The organism is Corynebacterium sp. (genome assembly GCF_030532325.1).
Lineage (GTDB): Bacteria > Actinomycetota > Actinomycetes > Mycobacteriales > Mycobacteriaceae > Corynebacterium.
Genome location: NZ_JAUNLS010000029.1, coordinates 1 through 17823 on the forward strand (window position 1 = coordinate 1; position 17823 = coordinate 17823).

The window sequence follows — 17823 nt, forward strand, 5'->3', positions numbered from 1 at the left end:
ACCACCCCACGGCGGGCCACCCATCCCCATCCCCAGCCCCGCACACCCCACATAACCCCCGGCCCCACGCACAACGAAAGCCCCAGCGCAGAACAACGCTGGGGCCACACTGGCGCGCCTAGTACAGGGGCGTCGGCACGCTACTTTTCGATGGCGTAGTACACCGGCAGCGACTTCCAGTTGAACTGCACGCCGGAGACGTTCTCGGACCAGCCGCCAACGATGTTTGGGTAGAACAACGGGATGGCGGGCAGATCCTGAAGCAGGATCTCCTGGGCCTGGTTGTAGAGCTTGGCGGCTTCCTCCTCGCTCTTGGCGCCGTTGGCCTTCACGATGAGCTCGTCGAACTCCGGGTTGGAGTACTTGGAATCATTCGAGGCCACGTCCGTGGTGAAGTTGGGCTGCAGGAAGTTGCCCATCGAGGGGTAATCCGCCAGCCAGGCCGTGCGGTACGCGCCGTCCATGCGTTCCTTGTGGTAGGCGTCACGGAAGGACTTGAAGTCCGGGTAGGGGTTGCCCACCGCGTCAATGCCCAGGGTATTGGAGATGTTGTTGGCCACGGCGTCGGCCCAGTCCTTGTTGTCGCCGTCGGTGTTGTAGTTGACCGGGAACTGGCCCTCGAAGGCGCCGTACTCCTTGTCGGCCTTGGCCCATAGCTCCTTGGCCTTGGCCGGGCTGTAATCCAGGTTCTCTGAGCCGGGGAGTTTCGGGTCATAGCCGTTGAGCACCGGCGAGGTGAACTCTCGGGCTGGGGTGCGCGTGCCGTGGAAAATGCTCTCGGCGATCTCCTCGCGGTTGATCGCCATGGAGATGGCCTGGCGGCGCAGGCGGCCCTCCTCCCCGCTGAAGTGCGGGGTCTCGGTATGGATGGACATCTCCAGGTAGGTCGCCGCGGGCTTGGTCTCGCTGCGCTCCGGAAGATCCGTCTGGTAGGTGGCAAAGGCGGAGGAGGGAATGGCCTCCAGCACGTCCAGGTTGTTGGACAGCAGGTCCATGTAGGCGGCGTTGGTATCGGCGTAGAAGGCGTACTCGATGCCGTCATTCTTCGGAGTGCGCTCCCCGCCATACTCCGGGTTGGGCACGATGGTCACCGACTGGTTGTGCTTCCACTCCTTGAGCATGTACGGGCCGTTGCTCACGGGCGCCTCACCGAAGGAATCCGGGTCCTCCAGTCCGGCCGGCGGCAGCGGGAAGTAGGCGTTATAGCCCAAGCGGGAGGGAAAGTCCGACTCCGGCTGGGTCAGCTCGATGCTAAAGGTGCGATCATCGAGCACCTTGAGGCCCTCCATCTCCTTCACGCCCTCGCCGTAGCCCTTGATGGAGGAAAAGAAGTTCTCATTGAGCTGCTGGTTGGCCACCGCGTAGTTCCAGGTGTCCACGAAGCTCGAGGCAGTGACCGGGGAACCGTCGGAGAACTTGAGATCCGGCTTGAGGGTGACCTTGTAGGTTTTGTCGCCCTCGAGGTCGATGGACTCGGCCATCTCGTTGTGGACGTTGCCCTCGGCGTCGTAGTAGACCAGCCCGGAGTAGAGCATGTCCACGATCCGGCCACCGCCGTTCTCGTTGGTCATTCCCGGGATGAGCCCCTGCTGCGGCTCGGTGCCCAGCACGCGGACGTAGTTGGTGCCGTCGGTAGAGGAAGAGTCTCCTCCGCAGGCCGCGAGGGTCAGGGTGAGAGAAGCCGCTCCAAGGGCGGCCAGTGCTTTGTGCATAGGAATCCTTCTGAGAGAACAATGTGTGCGTACACACTATAAACCAGCGCCTGTGATCCTATGCACAACAAGCGCGAAAAAGACCCCGCGTGGCGGGGCCTTCTGCTCAGTTGCCTGCAGCTAGTAGAGGGCGCTGGCTAGCTGCGTGCGGGCGGCCAGCACGCGCGGATCGCCTGCCTCGAAGAGCCCGAAGAGCTCGAGGAGGCGGTCCTTGAGCTGCTGCCTCTCCTCGCCGGCGGTGCGCTGCATGGCGGAAAGCAGGCGCTCGAAGGCTCGCTCGGGTGCGCCGGCCACCACCTCGGCGTCGGCGGCGTCGAGCTGCTTGGAGATGTCCTCCGGGGCGGCGTCGGCAGCCGCGATGGGGTCCTCGCTGCGGGTGGCCGGGTCCAGCCGCTTAAGCAGCAGCGTGGTATCGCGGGCCTGCTTGATCTCGGCGTTGTCGGGCTCCGCGGCGAGGATCTCCTCGTAGGTGGCGATGGCGGCGTCGAAGTCCCCGCGGGACAGGGCGTCCTCGGCCAGGCTCAGGCGCGGATCGGACTCCTCCTCCTGCGGCTCGGGCTGGCTTAAGCCCCGCAGCTGGGGGCCGAGCTTATCGACAATCGCGTGCACCCACTGCTCCAGGTTCTCCCGCGGCTGCCCGCCCTCGAAGTTGGTCACGGGCTGGCCGGCGGCAATCGCCACGGTGGTGGGCAGATAGCGCACGCCGAAGACCTGCGCCACCTGCGGGACGACGTCAGCGTTGATGTAGCCCACGATGAAGGACAGGCCACCCGCGCGGGCCATCTCCTCGAAGTCGGCCTTGAGCTGCTCGGAAGCCGAGGAGCGCGGGGAGCCGATGAGCGCGATAACGGGAACGTCCGCGGAGCGGCGGATGAGCTCGGCTTCAAAGTTGGCCTCGGTGACCTCGAAGAAGGGGGCGATGCCGCCCTCTGCCGTGTCGACCTTGTCAGCGGCCTTTTCGCGCTGCGCGCGGGCCTCAGCCTGCTGCTTGAGCGCGCCGAGATCCATGGCTCCACCTACGTACGGTCCGGTCACTTATTCTCCTCCAGGTAACGGTTGACGGATTCTACTTTCTGCGTGAGCTGGCCTGTTACTCCCTCGCGGATGTCGGCCTTGATGACCAGGCTGGTGCGCGGGGAGACCGCGCGCACGGCGTCGGTGGCCTCCTTGATAACAGCAAAGACCTCATCCCATTCGCCTTCGATGATGGTGAACATGGCGTTGGTCTCATTGGGCAGGCCGGAGGCGCGCACGACGCGCACCGCCTCAGCCACCGCCGCGGACATCTCCGCGCTGGCGTCCGCCACGACGGAAGGGGCTACAGAAAATGCAACAATCATGCCCGCTATACTACGCGGGACCCGCAGTTAGAACAGGCGCAGCTCGTTGGATTCGATGCCGCGCAGGTCCTGATAGTCCAGCACGACGCAGCGGATGCCGCGATCCTCGGCCAGGGTGCGGGCCTGCGGTTTGATCTCCTGGGCGGCGAAGACACCGTGCACGGGCTTGAGCAGCTCGTCGCGGTTGAGCAGTTCGAGGTAGCGGGTGAGCTGCTCGACGCCGTCGATGCCGCCGCGGCGCTTGACCTCCACGGCCACGAACTCGTCCTCGGCGTTCTTGGCCATGATGTCCACGGGGCCGATCGCGGTGGGGTACTCGCGGCGCACCAGGGAGTAGTTCTCCCCCAGGGTCTCGATGTGCTCCGCCAGAAGCTCCTGCAGGTGGGCCTCCACGCCGTCCTTGACCAGGCCCGGGTCCTCCCCCAGCTCCACCTCGATGTCCTGGTGGATCTCCGCCAGGGTAATGCGCAGCTGCTCGCCCTTGGGGTTTTCCACCAGCCACAGCTTCTCGCCGGTGTCTTCGCCGTCGATGTCGGTGATCTCCTGCTCCTCCAGCGTGCAGGGCGGGGTCATCCAGTTCAGTGGCTTGTAGGCGCGGTCATCGGCGTGGATGGACACGGAGCCATCGGCCTTGACGAGAACCAAACGGTCAGCCATGGGCAAATGGGCATCCAGGCGGCCGACATAATCAACTGAACAACGGGCGATGACTAAACGCATGCCCTCTACCCTATAGGCGGGTGCTAGTTCTTAGGAAAGCGGGTGGCCCGCTTGCGCATCTCGCGGAAGTCCACGCGCTCCTGGCGCTTCGAGGGCGCGGCCTCGACCCAGGCGCCGAAGGCCATGATGCCGTGCAGATCCGAGGCCAGCTCGAACTTCTCGCCGTTGACCTCGAAGGCCACGATGTGGGAGCCCTCGGGCATAAAAGAGGCCTCGTCATTGTCCATCGGGCGGGTTCCCTCAAGATCAATGTCGAGGCGGTTAATGCGGCGGTCAGCGCGCGGAGACAAGGAACGCAACTTGAAGTACTCTACGAACTCGCCGTTGTAGCGCATGGTGCCGTGGCGCCAGGAATAAGTGTCCTTTGCGGGCAGCCGGCGCAGGAGGACCGCGGTGCCGCGCTCACGCAGGGTGAAGAAGCGATTCGCCGCCAAGGCGAGCACCACAATGAGCGCGAAACATGCCACAAAGACGAGGGCATTCGTCACCGTGAAATCCATCGGACATCCTTTGTTGCGTCACAACGATATTTCTCTGATTCTAACGCTTGCCTTCAGGCGGATGCCAGTTGCTGGGCGTCGTCAAGCGCAAAGGCGCCCCGCCACAACCCGAGGGACTCGGGGTGGCGGGGCGCCTGCTTGAGAGCGGAAGGGCTTTGCTGCCCGGTACTCTCCGTTTAGCGCTGAGCGCGCTTGACCGCACGCTGGGAAGCGTGGGCACGAGCGCGGGTCAGCTCGACGTCAGACTGCAGATCGCTCTGTGCCTGAGCTTCGTCGACCTCGCGGGCCCAGATGGCCCAGTCGGCGAGCACAGTGATCTTGTCGTGCGACACGGAGAGGAAGCCACCCTGCACGGCGGCGACGCGCGGTTCGCCGTCGACGGGGTGGATGGTCACAACACCGTTGTCGATCAGCTGACCGACCATCGGCTCGTGGCCAGGAAGCACGCCGATCTCACCCTCGGTGGTCTCAGCCGTCACCATGGTGGCCTTACCGGACCACAGCATGCGCTCGACAGAAACCAGCTCAGCGGTGATGTCAGCCATGTGCCTCTCCCTACTTCTCGGTCAGCTTCTTGTACGCAGCTTCAACGTCGTCCAGACCACCCAGGCCGTTGAAGGCCTGCTCCGGGTAGTGGTCGAACTCGCCGTTGCAGATGCGCTCGAAAGCGTCGATGGTCTCAGTCAGCGGGACGTAGGAGCCCGGCAGGCCGGTGAACTTCTCTGCGACGAAGAAGTTCTGGCCCAGGAAGCGCTCGATACGACGTGCGCGCTGGACGGTGACCTTGTCCTCCTCAGACAGCTCGTCCATACCAAGGATGGCGATGATGTCCTGGAGCTCCTTGTTCTTCTGCAGAATACCGATGACCCGCTGAGCAACCTCGTAGTGGCGCTCGCCCACGATGGACGGCTCCAGAATACGAGAGGTCGAGGTCAGCGGGTTCACGGCCGGGTAAATACCCTTGGAGGCAATACCACGGTCCAGCTCGGTGGTGGCATCGAGGTGGGCGAAGGTGGTGGCCGGAGCCGGGTCGGTGTAGTCATCGGCAGGCACGTAGACGGCCTGCAGAGAGGTAATCGACTTACCCTTCGTCGAGGTAATGCGCTCCTGCAGAACACCCATCTCATCAGCCAGGGTGGGCTGGTAGCCCACGGCGGAAGGCATGCGGCCCAGCAGGGTCGACACCTCAGAACCGGCCTGGGTGAAGCGGAAGATGTTGTCGATGAACAGCAGCACGTCCTGGTTCTGCACATCGCGGAAGTACTCCGCCATGGTCAGGCCGGACAGGGCCACGCGCATACGGACTCCTGGCGGCTCGTCCATCTGGCCGAACACAAGGGCGGTGTCTTGGAGAACGCCCATCTCCTCCATCTCGAGGAAGAGGTCGGTGCCCTCACGGGTACGCTCGCCGACGCCGGCGAAGACGGAGGTACCGGAGAACTCGCGGGCAATACGAGTAATCATCTCCTGAATAAGAACGGTCTTGCCCACGCCTGCGCCGCCAAAGAGGCCAATCTTGCCGCCCTTGACGTACGGGGTGAGAAGGTCGATGACCTTAATGCCGGTCTCCAGGATCTCGGTCTTACCCTCGAGCTGGTCGAATGCCGGCGGCTCGCGGTGGATGCCCCACTGCTCGCCATCGCGGCCAAGACCCGGCTGGTCCAGGCAGTCACCGAGGGCGTTGAAGACGTGGCCCTTGACCACATCGCCCACCGGGACGGAAATCGGCTTGCCGGTGTCGGTCACGGCTGCGCCGCGGACGAGGCCGTCGGTCGGAGCCATGGACACGGCGCGAACAAGGTTGTCACCGAGGTGCTGAGCGACCTCGAGGGTGACGGTCTTTGCAACAGCCTCGAGGGTAACCTCGACGGTCAATGCGTTGTACAGTGCCGGCAGCCCGTCGCGCGGAAACTCCACGTCGACGACCGGACCAATGACACGCACCACACGGCCGGCGACAGCCGACGACTGTGTGTTCTGCTCTTGCAGAGCTGTAGTCATAATCTAGTCACTTTCTGCGCTATCGGCGAGCGCACCAGCGCCACCGACGATCTCTGTGATTTCTTGGGTAATTTGTGCCTGACGTGCCTGGTTGGCCACGCGCGAGAGGTCCTTGACCAGCTCGGTTGCGTTGTCAGTCGCGGACTTCATTGCCGTACGGCGTGCGGCGGACTCGGAGGCCGAGGCATCCAAGAACATCGCAAACAGCATACGGGAAACGTACTGCGGAAGCAGCGCGTCCATCAAGGTGTCCGCGTCCGGCTCGAAGTCGTAGTCCGGGGTGAGCTGGTCGGTGGGCTCGGAGTCCGACAGGGCGGATTCGCCCATGTTGAATTCCTCGTCCGAAACCAGCGGAACCACCGGCAGCAGCTGCTGCACGCGAGCGGTCTGAGTCAACATGGACTCGAACTCGGTGTAGACAACGTGCACCTGGTCGAAGCCGCGGACCGGCTGGCCCTCGGCGGTCAGACCCGGGCGGGACTTCGCGGTGCCCTTGGAGCCTGCGACGAAGCCGTCGATCATGTGGCGACGAACATCGTGGGTGGACTCCCAGGTCGGGTCCTGCGAGAACCCGGTCCAGGCGCCGGCGACATCGGCCTCACGGAACTTGTAGAAGCCAACGCCCTTGTTACCCGTGACGTAGCGGACGGTCTCGTAACCCTGCTGCTTGAGCAGGGCCTCGAGCTCGGCTGCCTTCTTGAAGATGTTGTTGTTGTAGCCACCACACATACCGCGGTCAGAAGAAACCACGAGAATGGCGGCCACCTTGGCATCTTCACGATCGCGAAGCATAGGGTGATCCAGAGACGTATGCGCGGCAAGCTTGTTCAACACGTTGGACAGCTCGCGGGCATAGGGCTGTGATGCCTCGACCCTGGCCTGTGCCTTGGTAATGCGCGAGGTAGCAATGAGCTCCTGTGCCTTGGTGATCTTCTTGGTGGAATTGACGGACCGGATGCGGTCACGCAGTTCACGAAGATTAGCCATGGTGTTCGCTCCTCCCTTCTTTAATCTAGACGGTTACTTAGTAGAGCTGTGCGGACTCTATTTGGCCGTCTTGCGGGAGACGTTGAGCTCGGTCTTCTTCACCTCGGACGCATCGAGCGGATCAACCGGCGCCTCGGAGCCAATGTTGTGGCCCTCGGTGGTGCGGAAGTTCGGGGTGAAGTCCTTGGCAGCCGCGATGAGAGCGTCCTTGGACTCGTCGCTCAGCGGGGTGCCACCGGCGATCTGCTCGAACACCTGCGGGGTGTTGGCGTTGAGGTACTCGTGCAGCTCGGCCTCGAAGCGGCGAACGTCCTCGACGGGAACGACGTCGAAGATGCCCTTGTCTGCGAGGAAGATGGAAACCATCTGGAACTCGACAGGCTGCGGGGCAGACTCGGCCTGCTTGAGCAGCTCGACCAGACGCTCGCCGCGCTCCAGCTGTGCCTTGGACGCGGAGTCCAGGTCGGAAGCGAAGGCAGCGAAGGCCTGCAGGTCGCGGTAGGCGGCCAGCTCGAGACGGAGGTTACCGGCAACCTTCTTCATACCCTTGGTCTGTGCAGCGCCACCCACACGGGAGACGGACACACCGACGTTAATTGCCGGACGGACGCCCTGGTTGAACAGGTCGGACTCCAGGAAGACCTGGCCGTCGGTAATGGAAATAACGTTGGTCGGAATGAAGGCGGAGACGTCGTTGGCCTTGGTCTCGATGATCGGCAGTGCCGTCATGGAGCCTGCACCCATGTCGTCGGAGAGCTTTGCGGCACGCTCCAGCAGACGGGAGTGGAGGTAGAAGACATCGCCCGGGTATGCCTCGCGTCCCGGCGGACGGCGCAGCAGAAGGGAGATCGCACGGTAGGCCTCGGCCTGCTTGGTCAGATCATCGTAGATGATCAGGACGTGGTTGCCCTGGTACATCCAGTGCTGACCCAGGGCGGCACCGGAGAACGGGGCCAGCCACTTGAAGCCGGCGGCGTCGGAAGCCGGAGCCGCCACGATGGTGGTGTACTCCAGAGCGCCGTGCTGCTCCAGGGTGTGGCGCACACCAGCGATGGTGGAGCCCTTCTGGCCGATGGCGACGTAGATGCAGCGGACCTGCTTGTTCTTGTCGCCGGACTCCCAGTTAGCCTTCTGGTTAAGGATGGTGTCAATGCAGACTGCGGTCTTACCGGTCTTGCGGTCACCAATGATCAGCTGACGCTGACCGCGACCAATCGGGGTCATTGCGTCAATTGCCTTGATGCCGGTCTGCATCGGCTCTTCCACCGGCTGACGCTGCAGCACGGAGGGTGCCTGCAGCTCGAGGACGCGGTCCTCTTCAGCGGTGATCGGGCCCAGGCCGTCGATCGGCTGGCCCAGGGGGTTGATAACGCGGCCGAGGAAATCCTCGCCCACGGGGATGGAGAGAACCTCGCCGGTCCTCTTGACCTCGTCGCCCTCCTTGAGGGTTTCAAAGTTACCCAGGACAACGACACCGATGGAGTTGGTGTCGAGGTTCTGAGCGACGCCGATGACGCCGCCTGGGAACTCAAGGAGCTCATTCGCCATAACGGACGGCAAGCCAGAGACCTGCGCAATACCGTCAGCTGCCGAAATGACCACGCCGACCTCCTCACGGGAGGCCTCCGCGGAGTAGCTCGAGGTGTAGTTCGCAATCGCGCTACGGATCTCATCGGAGGAGATCGTCAGCTCCGCCATGTTCTTCCTGCTCTCGGTAGTATCTTCCAGCAATTACTTAATCGTTTCTGTCGTTTCGGCTAGACCATCTGTGCACGGAGGCGGGCAATCTTGCCGGCCGTCGAGCCATCGATAACCTCATCGCCGACGCGGATGGTCATACCACCGAGGAGGCTGGTGTCAACCTCAGAGTGGATGGACATCGCACGACCATAAATGTTGCCCAGCTTTTCAGCGAGTGCTGCTCGCTGGCTATCGTTCAGCTCACCCGCAGAGGTGACTCGCGCAATGGTGCGGCCCTGCAGCTGCGCTGCGGTCTCGGCCAGTGCGAAGAGATCATCAATCGGGTTCTGCTCCGGGCGGCGGATGGCCTGGGAGGCGAGCGCCTCGGTGACCATCGTGACCTTGCCGTAGAGCACGCTTGCCAGCAATCCGGCCTTGCGGTCGGACGTAGCAGTACGGTCGGAAAGCAGCTGGGTCAGTTCGCCCTCGCGGTCAAGGATGCGGGACAGGGTGAAGAGCTCGTCTTCCACCTGGCCGAGCTTGCCGTCAGCCTCGGCGCCACGCAGCAGTGCGCGGCGGCCAAGGGTGACAAGGCCCTTGACAAGATCGCGGGCAGAGGACCACTGAGCGGCAACGGCCTCGTCGATGACACGCTGTGCCACCGCAGAAACCTTGGAGCCGAACAGGGTGCGCACCAGGGACTGACGGGCCTCGGTGGGCGCGGCGGCGTCGACAAGCGCGACGCGCAGCTCGCGGTCACCATCAAGCACATCAGCAACCTCGAAGAGGTCCTGGCCTGCCTGAGTCGCGGTCGCCACCGAGGGCTCCCCTGCCAGGATCTGGTCCAGGGAGTTCTCCACGTGTGCGAGTGCTTCGCGGCTAGCTGCCTTCATAGTTGCCTACTTTCCGGCCGGTGCCACAGTGTCGAGCTCGGCCAAGAAGCTATCAATGGTGGAGGACTGCTTGGTTGCGGAGGAAAGTTCGCCGCCCAGCAGCTTCTCTGCCAAGTTGATGGAGTTCTGACCGATTTCGGAGCGCAGCTCGGAGACAACCTGAGCGCGGGAAGCAACCAGCTGCTTTTCGCCAGCGGCGACAATGCGGCGGGACTCTTCCTCTGCAGCAGCCTTGGCCTCGGCCTCGATCTGCTTGCCGCGCTCGCGCGCCTGCTCGCGGATCTCGGCTGCCTCAGCGCGGGCGTCGGCAAGCTGTGCGTTGTACTTCTCGAGAGCAGCCTTGGCCTCAGCCTGCTGAGCCTCAGCGCGCTTGAGGCCACCCTCGATCCGGTCCTCACGCTCATTGAGCATCTTGTTGTAGGCCGGAAGCACGAACTTCCAGAACAGCAGCAAGACAACAATGAAACAGATCAAAGACCAGAAAATGTCATAGTTCTTGGGCAGGAGGACGGAGAACTCGCCCTCACCGGGCAGCTTCTCCCCCTCTGCCGCAAGCAGATAAAAGACGTTGTTCATGGGTCTCCGTTCTTAAAAGTGTGAGTTCTTAAGTGAAACGCGCGCTTTTAGAACAGGAAGCCGGCAACGAGGCCGATCAGGGCGAGGGCCTCGGTGAAGGCGATACCCAGGAACATGGTGGTACGCAGCTGGCCGGCCATCTCGGGCTGGCGAGCCATAGCCTCGACGGTCTTGCCGGAGACGATGCCGATACCGATGCCCGGGCCGATGGCAGCCAGGCCGTAGCCGATGGCGCCCAGACCCTTGATGGTGGACTCAGCAGCTTCCTGAGCAAGGATGATTTCGTTCATGGTGAAAGTCGTTCCCTTTCGTGTGTCCCGGCCCTATCCAAAAGCCGGGGATGAGTTGATGTTGAAGTGGAGATTTTCCAAGGAGCGGTGACCGCAGCCTCGTCTTAGTGCGAATCCGCGTGGAGCGACAATTCGATATACACCGCCGTGAGAAGGGCGAAGATGTATGCCTGCAGGAAAATGACCAGAAGCTCGAAGAGGGTAAAGGCAATACCCAGAACGATGGTCAAGCCCGACATGGCGGTCCAACCGTTCAGCTGCCAGAAGAAGAAGTTCGAAGCAGAGAAGAGAAGAACCAGAATGATGTGTCCAGCGAGGAAGTTCGCCATGAGACGAATGGCGAGGGTGACCGGACGCAGAATGAAGGTGGAGAAGAACTCGATCGGCACGACGAGCAGGTGCAGTGCCGGCGGCAGGTTAGGAATTACCACCGACGACTTCACGAACTTGCCGAAGCCGTAGCGCTTAGCGCCGGCGTAAATCATGGCGATGTACGCAACGGCGGCCAGCACGATAGGCATGCCGATACGACCATTAGCGGACACGTTGAGGCCCGGGATAATGGTCGACACATTCATAAAGAGGACTGCGAAGAAGATGGTCGCGATGATCGGAAGGAATCGGCGCCCCTCCTTCTTGCCCAAAATGTCCTCGGCGATGTAGATGCGGACGAAGTCGACCGCATTCTCGCCGACGTTCTGGATGCCCTTCGGAACCAGCTTGGGGTTACGGAAAGCAGCCCAGAAAAGGATCACCAAGATCAGCGTCATGAGGACGCGGATCATCATCAGGCGATCAAATGCGAACCAGCCGCCGGCGACGTCGCCGAAGAACAGGTGGTCTGCATTAATCTGCCCCGGGAAGAATTCTTCACCTAATTCGGGTGCGTGAAACGTACCCTTAAAGGCCAATGTTGTAACGCTCAGCGTTCTCTCCCGTGTTTGGGCCGCACGCAATCATGGGGATTGCAGGCGGTGCGATGGACGTCTCAAGCTCTCTGTCACTACCCCGGACTCCGTCGCACATCTTCGAAGCAGTGACAGGGATTGACCGCGCGAGAGCAAAAGCAAAAAAGCCGCAGGTAGCAAGCCGGAGTCTTCTACTCCGCGGTAACCCGCACGAAATAATATCAGTTACGTGGGGATTTCATTGTTCCCGGGGTACGCTCGGCACCACCCACCGGGCAACACCTAGCCCTTTGAGGGTATTTATAGCCCTTGACTAGGCAAAAGGGCGGTGGTGTCTTTAGTCACACCGGAAAGATATTTACACGAACGGGGGTGGCCTTCTCCCCCACCCGACGCGCGGGTTAGCTGGGGAAACACAGATCCGTACCCACACCGCAAAGGTGGGTAAAACCCAGCAAAGGGCGCCGGGGAAGCACCGTGCTTACCGACGCCCTCCGTCCCCCACATTCAGCCGCACCCCGGCGGATCCTGCGTGGGCGGGGTTCTAGCTCATGTAGGACATGCGCGCGGTGACCACCGCCCATACCTCGGAGCCGAGGGTGACGATGAGCGCCAGGACCACCGTGATGAACAGTGCGAGGGTGTTATAGAAAGTCAGGTCCCGGATGAAGGCCAGGACGACGATGAGCAGGACCACCTTGAGCAGCCAGCCGCCGTAGACCACGGCCAGGGTGGTGTTCGGGGTGGTGTTCGAGGTGAAGAGGACCGACAACGCGGTAAAGAGCACGAAGCCGCCGCCGATGGCGATGCCGATGAGCGCTCCCCACAGACCGGGCATGCCCTTCCAGCCGCCCCACACCAGCAGCGAGAGCACCAGCAGCAGGCCCAGGGCCTTGACGCCGTAGTTCAGCGCGCGCTCAAGGGGCAGGCGCGGGTTGGTGGCCTGGGAGACGTCATTCAGCGGAGGGTTCTCAGTGGGAGAGTTCTCAGTCATAGTGTGAAACCCTACCTTAGGAGGGCTCGGTTTCTAATACCACGGACGTCTCCCGCGTGACCCGGCCCAGCTTGCCCTGGCGCAGCGGGATGAGGGTCACGCCGAAGGCCACGAGCAAGGCACAAACGGACACCCCCACGGCCACCGGGGCGGGCACGATGGAAAAGGACACCGCACCGAAGGCCACCGCGGAGACCCAAAGGTAGAGCACCAGCACCGTGCGCCGGTGGGTGTGCCCCAGCGAGAGCAGGCGGTGGTGGATGTGCGCCTTGTCCGCGCTAAACGGCGAACGCCCCTGCGCCAGGCGGCGAATGACCGCCCAGACAAGGTCGAGCACTGGAACAAAGACCGCTGCCACCACCACGATGATGGGCGACATGAGCGCCACCATGTCCTCGGTGCCGTAGAGGGACATGTTGATCTTGCCGGAGGCAGACGTCGAGGCCGCCGCCAGCAGCAGGCCGATGAGCATGGAGCCGCTGTCCCCCATGAAGATGCGGGAGGGCTCGAAGTTGTGCGGCAAGAAGCCCGCGCACATACCCACCAGCGCCGCGGCAATAATCGCCGGCGGGTAAGCCGAAACCGCGCCGCCTTGATCATGGAGCACCGTCACGGAGAACACCAGGATGGCGCCGCCGGCAATCATGCCCAGCCCGGCGGCCAAGCCGTCGAGGCCGTCGACGAAGTTCATCGCGTTGATAAGCAGCACCGTGAAGAAGGAAGTCAAGAGCGTGCCCTGGATTTGGTCGAGCAACACCGTGGTGCCATCACCGATGGGGATAAACAGCAGCGTCCAGGTAAGCCCCAGCCCGCTCATGATCGCCGCGGCCAGCAACTGACCCACCAGTTTGACCACCGCGCCGAGCTCTAAAAGATCATCGACGATACCCACCAGCACGATGGCCCCGGCCGCCCAGATCACCGCGTTCATCTCCGGGGTGACGGGCATAAAGCCGCGAGTCAAGGCGGGAAGCTGGCCGGCCAGGAAGACCGCGGCGGCAAAGCCGGTGAACATAGCCACCCCGCCCATCTGCGGCGTGGGCTGGGAGTGGCTATCTCGCAGGCGGATCTCCGCCACCCGGCCCGTGCGCACCAGGAAGGTGCGCACCAGCCCGGTAGAGAGGTAGGTAAAGGCCGCGGCGACGAGAATGATCAGCGCCAATTCACGCAGCGGCACGCCGGTTCCGGTCACGCGCGGTCTCCTTCCTTCTTTCCTGTTTGCTTGTCTGCTGGCGCCTCACAGGCCAGCGTTTACTCGCCCGCCTCCGGGCGGGTGCGCAGCGACTCCGCGCTGACCCCGATGACCTCACCGACGCGCTCGGCGGAAATGGCGCCCTCGCGCAGCAGGTAGGGGCGCGGGCCGGAGAGATCGATGATGGTGGAGGGCTTGCCGATGGCCGCCTCTCCCCCGTCCAAGTACACGGTTACGGCCTTGCCCAGCTGCTGCTTCGCCGCCAGCGCGGTGGTGGGCGGTTGGTGGCCGGAGATGTTGGCAGAGGAAACCGCCATGGGGCCAACCTCCCGCAGCAGCTCGATGGCGATCGGGTGCAGCGGCATGCGCAGCATCACCGTGCCGCGGGTATCGCCCAGGTTCCACGGCAGGGAGGGCGCCTGCGGCACCACGATGGACAGCCCGCCCGGCCAAAAGGCCTCCACGAGGGTCTTCGCGGTGTCGGTGTAGGTGCCCACCAGTCCCTTAATGGTGTCCCAGGAGCCCACGAGCACCGGCACCGGCATGTCCGGGCCGCGGTGCTTGGTGGCCAGCAGGTTGGCTACGGCGTCGTTATCAAAGGCGTCGCAGCCCAGCCCATAAAGAGTATCGGTGGGCATGACCACTAGGCGCCCGGACTTGGCGGCCTTAACAGCCATCTCCATGCCCTCCTGGCGCTCCTTCTCATCGCCGCAGTTATAGATCTGTCCCTGCACGGTTCCTCTTCCCCACATCCTTGCGTATTTCTGTGGCCCACTGCCTGTGGCCAACTTCTGTGACCAACTTACTGTACTCCGCGCGTGGCGGTGACAAAGCGAGCGGTGCCGGTGAGATCCCGCAGCACGGCGATCTCCTGAAAATCGCCGCTGCGCCGCAGGGCGTCCTGCACCAGCGCGGAAGTTTCGTCGTCGTGCTCGATGCCCACTTTCCCGCCGGGCTTGAGCAGTCTGGCCAAGGTGGGCACCATGGCCTCGATGACCTCCATGCCATCAGCACCGGCGAAGACCGCCATGTCTGGGTCCTGGTAGACCTCCGGGGAGAGCTCCTCGGTGCGCGGCACGTAGGGCGGATTGCTCACGATGAGGTCCACCTTCCCGCTTACGGAGGTGAGGAGGCGGGGCGAGGTGGCGTCGCCAAGCACCAGCTCTACCGCGTCCCCGCAGGCGGCGTTGTTGCGCTCAGCCGCGCGGGCGGCGTTGTTGCGCTCAGCCGCGCAGACGGCGATGTTACGTTCGGTATACGCCGCAGCCTCCGGCGAAATCTCCACGGCGCTGACCTGTGCGTCCGGCCGGTAGTGCGCGATGTAGAGGGCCAGTGCCCCGCTGCCCGTACACAGATCCACCACGCGCGGGGTGGGTGCGTCCTTGAGCTGGCGCACCGCCCAGTCCGCCAGGACCTCCGTCTCCGGGCGCGGGATGAATACCCCCGGGCCCACGGAGAGCTCGAGCGGACCGAACCACGCCGTGCCCAGGATGTGCTGGAGCGGCTCGCGCGCTTGGCGGCGGGCCACCATCGCCCCAAAGGCAACCTCAAAGCCGGGCATCGGGGCCTCGGCGAGGGGGATATCCATGTGCCCGGTGTGGATGAGGTGGGCGGCCATGATCCGCGCATCCCACTCGGGCGAGGCCACCCCGGCAGCGCGAAGGCGCTCCGCAGCGATGCGAAGCGCCTCCCCGTAGCTGGCGGCCGGCAGCGTGTTATCCGGCACGGAAGCTCTACCCCTCGGCCTCGAGGCGTTCAGCGCGCTCCTGGGCCTGCAGGGCGGTGATGAGATCCTGCATGTCGCCGTTGAGCACCGAGTCCAGGTTGTTGGCCTTGTAGCCGATGCGGTGATCGGTGATGCGGTTCTCCGGCCAGTTGTAGGTGCGGATGCGCTCGGAGCGGTCCAGCGTGCGCACCTGGGAGGCGCGCTGCTCGCCGGCCTCGGCCTCGCGGGCCTCGCGCTCCATCTGGTCCAGGCGGGCCTGCAGCACCTGCAGTGCGCGGGCCTTGTTCTGGATCTGCGAACGCTCCTTCTGGCAGGTCACCACCAAGCCGGTGGGCAGGTGGGTGATGCGCACGGCGGAGTCCGTGGTGTTCACGCCCTGGCCGCCCTTGCCGGAGGAACGGTAGACGTCCACGCGCAGGTCCTTCTCATCGATGTTGACGGATTCGATCTCATCCGGCTCCGGGTACACCAGCACGCCCGCAGCGGAGGTCTGGATGCGGCCCTGGGACTCGGTGACCGGCACGCGCTGCACGCGGTGCACGCCGCCCTCGAACTTGAACACGGACCACGCGCCGTCGCGGGACGGGGTCTTGGACTTGAAGGAGATGGACATGTCCTTCACGCCGCCCAGGTCGGACTCGTTGAGGCCCAGGACCTCCCACTGAAAGCCGGCTTTATCGGCGTAGCGCTCGTACATGCGGGCCAGGTCGGCGGCGAAGAGCGCCGCCTCCTCGCCGCCGGCGCCGGCCTTGATCTCCATGATGATGTCCTCGGAGTCGTGCTCGTCGCGCGGGGCGAGCAGATCAGCCAGCTTCTCCTCCAGCTCCACCACGAGCGGCTCGAGGCGGTCGACCTCCGGCTGGAAGTCGTGGTCCTCGTAGGCCATCTCTTTGGCGTCGGCCAGATCCTGGCGGGCCTGGACCAGCTCGTCGTTAACCGCGACGATGGGGCGCAGCTCCGCGTAGCGTTTGGAGAGCTTGCGGAACTGCGATTGGTCCCCGGCTACCTCCGGGTCAGCCATCTGCATTTCGATGCCCTGATACTCAGAAACGATGTCATCAACCAGGGAAACCTGATTAGCCATTAGACGTAGTCCTCGACTTCCTTATCCGCAGCCATCGGCGCAGAGCTTGCGATCTGCATGAGGAACTCGCCGTTGGAGCGGGTCTTCTTCAGCTGCTTGATGAGCAGGTCGATGGCCTGGAAGGAATCCAGCCCGGAGAGGATGCGGCGCAGCTTGGTCATGATGCGCGCCTCCTCCGGGACGAGCAGCAGCTCGTCCTTGCGGGTGCCGGAGGGGTTGACGTCCACGGCCGGGAAGATGCGGCGCTCGGAGATGCTGCGATCCAGCTTGAGCTCCGCATTGCCGGTGCCCTTGAACTCCTCAAAGATGACGGTGTCACCCGTGGAGCCGGTCTCCACCATCGCGGTGGCGATGATGGTCAGGGAGCCGCCGTTTTCGATGTTGCGGGCAGCGCCCAGGAAGCGCTTCGGCGGGTAGAGGGCGTTGGAGTCCACACCACCGGAGAGGATGCGGCCGGATGCCGGGGAGGAGTTGTTGTAGGCGCGGCCCAGGCGGGTGATGGAATCCAGCAGCACCACCACGTCCTGGCCCTGCTCCACCAGGCGCTTGGCGCGCTCGATGGCCAGCTCCGCCACGGAGGTGTGCTCTGACGGCGGGCGGTCGAAGGTGGAGGCAATGACCTCTCCCTTGACGCTACGCTGCATGTCGGTGACTTCCTCGGGGCGCTCGTCCACCAGCACCACCATGAGGTAGCACTCCGGGTTGTTGGTGGAGATCGCGTTGGCGATGTTTTGCAGGATCGTGGTCTTACCGGCCTTCGGAGGGGAGACGATCAGCGCGCGCTGGCCCTTACCGATGGGCATGATGAGGTCGATAACACGGGTGGTGAGGATCTTCGGATCCGTCTCCAGGCGCAGGCGCTGGTTGGGGTACAGCGGGGTGAGCTTGGAGAACTCCGGGCGCTGGGAGGCCAGTGCGGGATCGCCGCCGTTGACGGTGTCTACCTGGACCAGCTGGTTGTACTTGCGGCGGTTGCGGCCGTTGCCGTGGGTGTGGGTGGCGCCGCCGACCTTGACCTGGCCGGTCACTGCGTCGCCGGAGCGCAGGCCCAGGCGGCGCACCAGGTTGTGGTTGACAAAGACATCGGAGGCCGCAGCGCGGTAACCGGTGGTGCGCAGGAACGCGACGTTGTTGTCCACCACTTCGAGGATGCCGCCGACTGCCTGCAGCTCGTCGCCTTCACGGATCTGCAGGTCGTTGCCGCCGCCGTTGTTGTCGCG

At 63.7% G+C, this 17823-nt stretch carries 19 protein-coding genes; all 19 read right to left on the bottom strand.

Annotated features, from left to right (window positions below; all coding sequences use genetic code 11):
- Positions 1 to 140 precede the first annotated feature (140 nt).
- Positions 141 to 1712: an ABC transporter substrate-binding protein gene (locus Q4E25_RS11125; protein WP_303157122.1), complete on the bottom strand. Its 1572-nt coding sequence runs from the start codon at positions 1710 to 1712 to the stop codon at positions 141 to 143.
- 120 nt (positions 1713 to 1832) lie between these two features.
- A complete protein-coding gene (locus tag Q4E25_RS11130) occupies positions 1833 to 2747 on the bottom strand; it encodes a tetratricopeptide repeat protein (protein WP_303157124.1) in 915 nt (304 codons plus the stop codon).
- Positions 2744 to 3052, bottom strand: coding sequence for a thiamine-binding protein (locus tag Q4E25_RS11135; RefSeq protein WP_303157126.1), 309 nt, complete (start codon positions 3050 to 3052; stop codon positions 2744 to 2746). Before Q4E25_RS11135 ends, Q4E25_RS11130 begins: the two co-directional genes overlap by 4 nt.
- A 27-nt stretch (positions 3053 to 3079) precedes the next feature.
- Positions 3080 to 3772 carry an endonuclease NucS gene (nucS, locus tag Q4E25_RS11140; protein ID WP_303157130.1) on the bottom strand — a complete coding sequence of 231 codons (693 nt, stop codon included), beginning with the start codon at positions 3770 to 3772 and terminating at the stop codon, positions 3080 to 3082.
- Positions 3773 to 3795: 23 nt separating this feature from the next.
- Positions 3796 to 4272 carry a DUF2550 domain-containing protein gene (locus tag Q4E25_RS11145; protein ID WP_303157134.1) on the bottom strand — a complete coding sequence of 159 codons (477 nt, stop codon included), beginning with the start codon at positions 4270 to 4272 and terminating at the stop codon, positions 3796 to 3798.
- A gap of 176 nt (positions 4273 to 4448) precedes the next feature.
- Positions 4449 to 4817: a F0F1 ATP synthase subunit epsilon gene (locus Q4E25_RS11150; RefSeq protein ID WP_303157135.1), complete on the bottom strand. Its 369-nt coding sequence runs from the start codon at positions 4815 to 4817 to the stop codon at positions 4449 to 4451.
- Between the two features lie 10 nt (positions 4818 to 4827).
- Positions 4828 to 6273: a F0F1 ATP synthase subunit beta gene (atpD, locus tag Q4E25_RS11155; RefSeq protein ID WP_303157137.1), complete on the bottom strand. Its 1446-nt coding sequence runs from the start codon at positions 6271 to 6273 to the stop codon at positions 4828 to 4830.
- Positions 6274 to 6276: 3 nt separating this feature from the next.
- Positions 6277 to 7260: a F0F1 ATP synthase subunit gamma gene (locus Q4E25_RS11160; RefSeq protein ID WP_303157139.1), complete on the bottom strand. Its 984-nt coding sequence runs from the start codon at positions 7258 to 7260 to the stop codon at positions 6277 to 6279.
- 57 nt (positions 7261 to 7317) lie between these two features.
- On the bottom strand, positions 7318 to 8958 hold the full coding sequence (atpA, locus tag Q4E25_RS11165) for a F0F1 ATP synthase subunit alpha (RefSeq protein ID WP_303157162.1): 1641 nt from the start codon (positions 8956 to 8958) through the stop codon (positions 7318 to 7320).
- A 59-nt stretch (positions 8959 to 9017) separates the two neighbouring features.
- Positions 9018 to 9833: a F0F1 ATP synthase subunit delta gene (locus tag Q4E25_RS11170; RefSeq protein ID WP_303157141.1), complete on the bottom strand. Its 816-nt coding sequence runs from the start codon at positions 9831 to 9833 to the stop codon at positions 9018 to 9020.
- Between the two features lie 6 nt (positions 9834 to 9839).
- Positions 9840 to 10409: a F0F1 ATP synthase subunit B gene (locus Q4E25_RS11175; protein ID WP_303157143.1), complete on the bottom strand. Its 570-nt coding sequence runs from the start codon at positions 10407 to 10409 to the stop codon at positions 9840 to 9842.
- Positions 10410 to 10456: 47 nt separating this feature from the next.
- Positions 10457 to 10699: an ATP synthase F0 subunit C gene (locus Q4E25_RS11180; protein WP_303157146.1), complete on the bottom strand. Its 243-nt coding sequence runs from the start codon at positions 10697 to 10699 to the stop codon at positions 10457 to 10459.
- 104 nt (positions 10700 to 10803) lie between these two features.
- Positions 10804 to 11610, bottom strand: a complete 807-nt coding sequence (gene atpB, locus Q4E25_RS11185; RefSeq protein WP_303157148.1) for a F0F1 ATP synthase subunit A — start codon at positions 11608 to 11610, stop codon at positions 10804 to 10806.
- A 541-nt stretch (positions 11611 to 12151) separates the two neighbouring features.
- A complete protein-coding gene (locus tag Q4E25_RS11190) occupies positions 12152 to 12601 on the bottom strand; it encodes a hypothetical protein (RefSeq protein ID WP_303157150.1) in 450 nt (149 codons plus the stop codon).
- 16 nt (positions 12602 to 12617) lie between these two features.
- Entirely contained in the window at positions 12618 to 13793 is a 1176-nt protein-coding gene (locus tag Q4E25_RS11195) for a glycosyltransferase family 4 protein (protein WP_303157153.1), read from the bottom strand.
- Between the two features lie 59 nt (positions 13794 to 13852).
- Positions 13853 to 14527, bottom strand: a complete 675-nt coding sequence (locus Q4E25_RS11200; protein ID WP_303157155.1) for an L-threonylcarbamoyladenylate synthase — start codon at positions 14525 to 14527, stop codon at positions 13853 to 13855.
- A 68-nt stretch (positions 14528 to 14595) separates the two neighbouring features.
- Positions 14596 to 15519, bottom strand: coding sequence for a HemK/PrmC family methyltransferase (locus tag Q4E25_RS11205; RefSeq protein WP_303157157.1), 924 nt, complete (start codon positions 15517 to 15519; stop codon positions 14596 to 14598).
- A gap of 7 nt (positions 15520 to 15526) precedes the next feature.
- On the bottom strand, positions 15527 to 16603 hold the full coding sequence (prfA, locus tag Q4E25_RS11210; RefSeq protein WP_303157159.1) for a peptide chain release factor 1: 1077 nt from the start codon (positions 16601 to 16603) through the stop codon (positions 15527 to 15529).
- Positions 16603 to 17823 (bottom strand): transcription termination factor Rho (gene rho, locus Q4E25_RS11215; protein WP_303157161.1); only part of this gene is annotated, 1221 nt, incomplete at its 5' end. The genes prfA and rho, both read right to left, overlap by 1 nt.